This is a genomic window from Micromonospora sp. NPDC049529, from assembly GCF_055586685.1.
This window is the reverse complement of the sequence record NZ_JBVJHT010000029.1, coordinates 48,803-55,067: the sequence shown is the minus strand read 5'-3', so window position 1 is coordinate 55,067 and position 6,265 is coordinate 48,803. Positions and strand designations below refer to the sequence as shown.

The 6,265-nt window shown below is 69.1% G+C and carries 5 protein-coding genes; 2 read left to right on the top strand and 3 right to left on the bottom strand.

Annotation, left to right across the window (positions count from 1 at the left end; all coding sequences use genetic code 11):
- Positions 1 to 123: 123 nt before the first annotated feature.
- A complete protein-coding gene (locus tag ACZ6QQ_RS34225) occupies positions 124 to 1,572 on the bottom strand; it encodes a glycoside hydrolase family 10 protein (protein WP_465881974.1) in 1,449 nt (482 codons plus the stop codon).
- A 579-nt stretch (positions 1,573 to 2,151) separates the two neighbouring features.
- Positions 2,152 to 3,069: an aldo/keto reductase gene (locus ACZ6QQ_RS34220; protein ID WP_465881973.1), complete on the bottom strand. Its 918-nt coding sequence runs from the start codon at positions 3,067 to 3,069 to the stop codon at positions 2,152 to 2,154.
- Between the two features lie 79 nt (positions 3,070 to 3,148).
- Here ACZ6QQ_RS34220 and ACZ6QQ_RS34215 point away from each other — a divergent pair, with 79 nt between their 5' ends.
- Positions 3,149 to 3,724: a TetR/AcrR family transcriptional regulator gene (locus ACZ6QQ_RS34215; RefSeq protein ID WP_465881972.1), complete on the top strand. Its 576-nt coding sequence runs from the start codon at positions 3,149 to 3,151 to the stop codon at positions 3,722 to 3,724.
- A gap of 100 nt (positions 3,725 to 3,824) precedes the next feature.
- Here the strand turns inward: ACZ6QQ_RS34215 and ahcY are convergent, their stop codons facing one another.
- Positions 3,825 to 5,285, bottom strand: a complete 1,461-nt coding sequence (ahcY, locus tag ACZ6QQ_RS34210) for an adenosylhomocysteinase (protein WP_465881971.1) — start codon at positions 5,283 to 5,285, stop codon at positions 3,825 to 3,827.
- A gap of 373 nt (positions 5,286 to 5,658) precedes the next feature.
- Between ahcY and ACZ6QQ_RS34205 the strand changes: the two genes are divergently transcribed.
- Complete coding sequence (locus tag ACZ6QQ_RS34205; RefSeq protein ID WP_465881970.1) at positions 5,659 to 6,213, top strand: hypothetical protein; 555 nt, start codon at positions 5,659 to 5,661, stop codon at positions 6,211 to 6,213.
- Positions 6,214 to 6,265: the final 52 nt, after the last annotated feature.

The following is a 6,265-nucleotide window of genomic DNA, read 5'->3' as shown; positions in this document are numbered from 1 at the left end:
CCCCACACGAACCCCCCCCCCCACAGGACCTCCCCCCCCCCGTTTCTCCCTCCTTTTTGGTTCTGTTTGGGGTGTTCCCTTCCCCCGCCCCCCCCCCCCCCCCCCCCCCGGAACCGGTCGGGGTCAGCTGGCGCTACAGGTGGGGGTTCCGCTCGGGGCGGTACCGGTGCCCTGGAAGCCGAACTCGGTCACCTGTCCGGCGGTGAGCTGGCCGTTGTAGGCGACGTTGCTCAGTTGGACGCTGCCGGTGTTGCCGCTGCGGGTCGTGTTCCAGGCGTTGGTGATGGTGGAACCGGCCGGCAGGGTCACGGTGACCGTCCAGCCGCTCGTCCCGGCCGAGCCGGCGGTCACCCGGATCGTGGTCACGAACCCGCCGTTCCAGGAGTTGTTCGACAACGTGGCGGAGCAGCCGGCGCCGCCGGGCGGCGGGGTCGTCGGCGGGGCGGTGGTCGGCGGCGGGGTCACCGGCGGAGTGGTCGGCGGGGCGGTGGTCGGCGGCGTCGGGGGCGTGGTGATCGGGTTGCCGCCGGCGTTGAGCGCGTTCAGCGTGGAGGTGTACGCGGCCTTCTTGTTCCCGCTGCCGTCGAAGAGCAGCGGGGTGCCGCTGGCTCGCCACGAGTCGGTGTCGCGGATGCCCCACACCGTGATGCCGGTGCACCGGGTGATGGCCAGGCACGCCGTGACCACCCGGGCGAAGTTGTTCGCCTGGGTGGTGCCGGAGCCCTCGATGTCCAGCTCGGTGATCTGTACGTCGACACCCAGGTTCGCGAACCGCTGGAGGTTGGCCTGGTAGTCATTGGGTACCGGGCTCTGGCTGTTGAAGTGGGACTGGAATCCGACGCAGTCGATCGGCACACCGCGCGCCTTGAAGTCCTGCACCATGGCGTACACGGCGTTGGACTTCGCGTTCTGCCCGTCGGTGTTGTAGTCGTTGTAGCAGAGCTTCGCGCCGGGGTCGGCGGCGCGGGCGGCCCGGAACGCGGCCTCGATCCAGTCGTTGCCGGTGCGCTGGAGGTTGGAGTCGCGCCGCGCACCGGTGTTGCCGTCGGCGAACGCCTCGTTCACCACGTCCCAGGCGGAGATCTTGCCCCGGTAGTAGGTGGCGACCTGGGTGACGTGGTTGAGCATCGCGTTGCGCAGGGCGGTGCCGCTCATGTTCTGCGCCCAGCCCGGCTGCTGCGAGTGCCAGGCCAGCGCGTGGCCGCGTACCTGCTGGCCGTTGGCGCGGGCGCTGTTCACGATGCGGTCGGCGTTGGCGTAGGTGAAGTTGCCCTGCGACGGCTCGGTCGCGTCCCACTTCATCTCGTTCTCGGCGGTCACACTGTTGAACTCGCGGTTCAGGATTCCGACGTAGGTGGAATCGGAGAGCTTGTTGGCCGCGACCGCGGTGCCGAAGTAGCGGCCCTTTTCGGCGGCCGAGGCACCCAGGGTCGTACCGGCGCTGGCGGTGGGGGTGAAGGCGAAGATCGTCGCACCGCCGACGAGTGTTGCCGCCGCGACGAGGACCAGCGCCAGGCGCGGTCCCGATCTCGCTGCGGCCTGTCGGCCATGACGATCCATGGTGTCGCTCATCTGTTGCCTCCGGACGGTTCAGGTGGGGGACGGACCGGCGGGCAGCGAACGCCAGCCGGCAGGTCGAAACGAACGGATGCGAAGTCGCCTGTCTCGCCCGGCTCGTAACGGTGCCCACGCCCGGAGGGGCAAACCGCCACAGCATTGACCCGGCGTCTTCTGACCACCCAGTAGTCGACGCACGCAGGCAGCGCCAACATGCCTGACACGTCATTTCTGGATCTTGTGGAACAGTTGCGTGGGTCGATGTTAGCGGAAAGTTTCGGAAACTATCAATGGCCGCGCACCACCGGCTGTCCCACCGGCGTTCACGGGACTCGACGCGAGGTTCACCATGGAGCATGGTATGACCAGCCTGGACACCAAAGAGCGCGGCGGCCACACCCTTGTGAGACGGCCGGTAAATCGACGCTGGTTTTCAGAGCATTACCGGTAACTTGCGGTCGTCCTGCCGTACCTCCCGGTCACGACCCGGTCGCACCGCCACCGGCCGGTCCGCCCGGACCCGCCGGGCCGCGCGGCCGGCCGACCTCGGGGTACGTCGCCGGACAGCGACCGCCGAGGCCGGCCGGAAGGCGGTCAGTCCTCCGGGACGAGGGCAGTGATCGCCCGCACCTCCTCGGGCGCGAGCCGGATCGCCTCGGCCGCCAGGTTCTCCTTCAGGTGAACGAGGCTCGTCGTCCCCGGGATCGGCATGGTGACCGGCGAGCGATGCAGCTGCCAGGCAAGGGCGATCTGCCGTACGGTGGCGTCGTGCCGCTGCGCGATCGGCTCGATCGCCTCGGTGATTCGCTCCGCGTCACCGCCGTCCGCGAGGCTCACCGGGTGCCAGGGCGAGAAGACCGTTCCCGACGCCTCGGCCGCTTCCAGCATCGCGGCCCCGGCCCGACTGGTCGGTGTCAGGTCCACACCGGCCCGGTTGCTGACGTTGTAGAGCGCGGTGACCGCAGCGATGTCGACGATGCGCTGGGCGATACGGAACTGCTCGACCGAGACGTTGGACAGGCCGATGTGCCGGATCAACCCCTGTTCGCGCAGTTCGGCCAGAGTGGCGACCTGATCCTCGAACGGCACGTCGGTGGCTCGGCCACTGTGCAGGTAATAGAGGTCGATCCGCTCGACACCGAGTCGGCGGGCGCTCATGTGCGCGCACTGCCGCAGATAGTTGCGGTTGCCGACCGCGTCCAGCGTCGAGTAGTCGAACCCGCCCCGGACGTAGCCGCCCTTGGTGGCGATCACCAGCCCCTCCGGGTACGGATGCAAGGCGTCGTGGATGAGGATCTCGTTGGAGTGCGGCCCGTAGACGTCGGCGGTGTCGACGAAGGTGACTCCGGCGTCCACCGCGGCCCGCAGCAGGGCGATGCCGCCGTCCCGGTCGGGGTACTCCCCCCACACCTGCTTGCCCGTCAGTTGCATCGCGCCGTAACCGACGCGCCCGACGAGGAGATCCCCACCGATGGTGATCGTGTTCCTGGTTCCCGTACCAGTGTCGGGCATGATGAGCCACGACCTTTCGTCAGATAGACTGTAGCGGAGGATGCCTCCACTTTATCGGAGGATCCCTCCGCTTGCCAGGATGGTGAGAACTCTGGCTATAACGGACATTATCGCAAATAGACGTCCACACCGGGCCGATGCTCGGCGCAACTTCGACGCGCTGCTGCTGGCCGCCCGGGAGGCGTTCGCGGACCTCGGCGCGGAGACCTCCCTGGAGGAGGTCGCGCGACGGGCGGGCGTGGGGATAGCCACGCTCTACCGCAACTTCCCCACGCGGGAGGAGCTGGTCGAGTCTGTCTACGTGGCGGAGGTCGACGGACTGTGCCGGTACGCCGACGAACTGACCGGCCTGCAACCGGACGAGGCGCTGGATGCCTGGCTGCGCCGATTCGTCTCCATGGTGGGAACGAAACGGGCGCTCGTGGAGGGACTGAGCCGTGACTCGGACGCGTACGCGGTGTGCCGGGACGCCATCTACGAGACCGGCGGCCCACTGCTCGAACGTGCCCAACGGGCCGGAGCGGTCCGGGGGGACGTCGACATCGACGACGTCATGCGGCTGCTCATCGCCATCACGGCCGGCATCTACCGCGACGAGGACCAGCGTGAACGCGTCTTCCGGATCACCATGGCGAGCATGCGCGCCAGCGGATGATGCCAGCGCCCCGCCGCGTCTGTCCGCCCCGGCGCTCGGCGGGGACAACCGCCGTTCCGGGAGCCGCCGCTGACGGCTCCCGGAACGGTTACGGCCGGTGTCAGTACCGGTAGTGGTCCGCCTTGTACGGGCCCTCGACGTCGACGCCGAGGTACTCGGCCTGCTTCTTGCTCAGTGTGGTCAGCCGTACGCCGAGCGCGTCCAGGTGCAGCCGGGCCACCTTCTCGTCCAGGTGCTTGGGCAGCACGTAGACGTCGTTGGCGTACTCGCCGGGCTTGGTGAACAGCTCGATCTGCGCCATCGCCTGGTTCGTGAACGAGTTCGACATGACGAAACTCGGGTGTCCGGTGGCGTTGCCGAGGTTCATCAGCCGCCCCTCGGAGAGCACGATGATCGAGTGCCCGTCCGGGAAGCGCCACTCGTGCACCTGGGGCTTGATCTCCACCCGCTCGATGCCCGGAATCCGGGCCAGTCCGGCCATGTCGACCTCAAGGTCGAAGTGGCCGACGTTGCCGACGATCGCGTTGTGCTTCATCTTGGCCATGTGCTCGGCCATGATGATGTCGGTGCCACCGGTGGTGGTGATGAAGATGTCGCCGGTCGACACCACGTCGTCGAGTTCGACCACCTGGAGGCCCTCCATCGCGGCCTGGAGGGCGCAGATCGGGTCGATCTCGGTCACCACGACCCGGGCGCCCTGACCACGCAGTGACTCGGCAGCGCCCTTGCCCACGTCGCCGTAGCCGCAGACGACGGCGAGCTTGCCGCCGAGCATGACGTCGGTGGCCCGGTTGAGGCCGTCGGCGAGGGAGTGCCGAATGCCGTACTTGTTGTCGAACTTCGACTTGGTCACCGAGTCGTTCACGTTGATGGCCGGGAAGAGCAGTTGGCCGCCGCGAGCGAGCCGGTAGAGCCGGCCGACGCCATTGGTGGTCTCCTCGGTGACGCCGCGCATCTGACCGACGACCCGGGTGAAGCGCTGGCCGTCGGTGGCCAGGCTGTCGGCCAGGGTCTGCAGGATCAGCTTGTACTCGTCGTGGTCGTTCTCGTCGGGCAGCGGTACGACGCCGGTCTTCTCGTACTCGAACCCCTTGTGTACGAGCAGCGTCGCGTCACCGCCGTCGTCGACGATCATGTTCGGGCCCTGCCCGTCACCGAAGTCGAACAGCTGCATGGTGCACCACCAGTACTCCGCCAGGGTCTCGCCCTTCCAGGCGAACACCGGCGTCCCGCTGGGCGCCTCGACCGTACCGGCGGGGCCGACGACGACCGCGGCGGCGGCCTCGTCCTGGGTGGAGAAGATGTTGCAGGAGACCCAGCGGACCTGGGCGCCGAGCGCGACGAGGGTCTCGATCAGCACCGCGGTCTGGATGGTCATGTGCAGCGAGCCGGCGACCCGTGCCCCGCGCAGCGGCTGGGCGTCGGCGAACTCGCGCCGGATCGCCATCAGGCCGGGCATCTCGTGTTCGGCCAGGCGCATCTGGTGCCGTCCGGCCGCGGCCAGCGACAGGTCCGCCACCGCGAACTCGACACCGTTGATCTCTTGCCGTCTGACGTTCATGGATTCCTCTTCCGTAACTCCGGAAACGCGTGGAGGTCGGTCGGACGAGGTCCGACCGGTACGGCGCCGCGGTGACCGTGGTCCACGGCGCGGCAGGAGATCCCAAAAAGGGCACCTCCTGCTCGGAGGCGCCCTTGCGTCTGGCCGCAGATCGAGCGTGGCGGATGGAATCCGTCGCAGCGCCTCTCGATCCGGGCCGCGTCCCGTGGGACGCCCGATCAGTCTAACCCAACGACACGGACGGGAGGCTGGCGCCACCGCGGCCCGGACGTGGCACATCCTGGCGACGCAATGGCGCCAATCATGAGCCACGTGGCGCCACAGAAAACGGATCGGCCTTGCTGTGGCGCCAAAGTGATGCCATGATGGTGCCATGGACATCACGCAGTACGTCGACAACCTGCGGCGGCAGCTCGCGGTCGCCGCCGAGGCCGGGGGCGAAGACGCCCGCGCCCTGGCCGAACGCCTGACCGCGCCGCTGGAGTCGGCCGTCCGACTCACCCTGCTCGACGCGTTGTCGGCGGCGGCGGACGAAATCACCCGCGACCTCGCCCCGGGATCCGTCGACCTGCGCCTGCGGGCGGGCGAGCCCGAGTTCGTCGTGGCGGCGCCGCCGGCCGTACCGGCGCCGGGCCACCCGGCCCGGGACAGCTTCGACCCGGCGTACGACGGGCCAGCCGAACCCCGCGCGGCCGCCGCGCCGACGCCGCCGCCCGACGGCGACGACGGCGCCGTCTCCCGGATCAACTTCCGCCTGCCCGAACACCTCAAGGCCCGGATCGAGGAGGCCGCCGGCCGGGAACGGCTCTCGGTCAACGCCTGGCTGGTCCGGGTCGCCGCCGCCGCGTTGCAGCAGGACGAGCGGGACCGCCAGCCGGAGCGGCGAAGCGGTTGGGCCGGCCAGCACTACACCGGCTGGGTCCGCTGACCCCGGTCGCCCACCCCGCGTCATCACGCACCACCACCCGCCCCACCCGAGG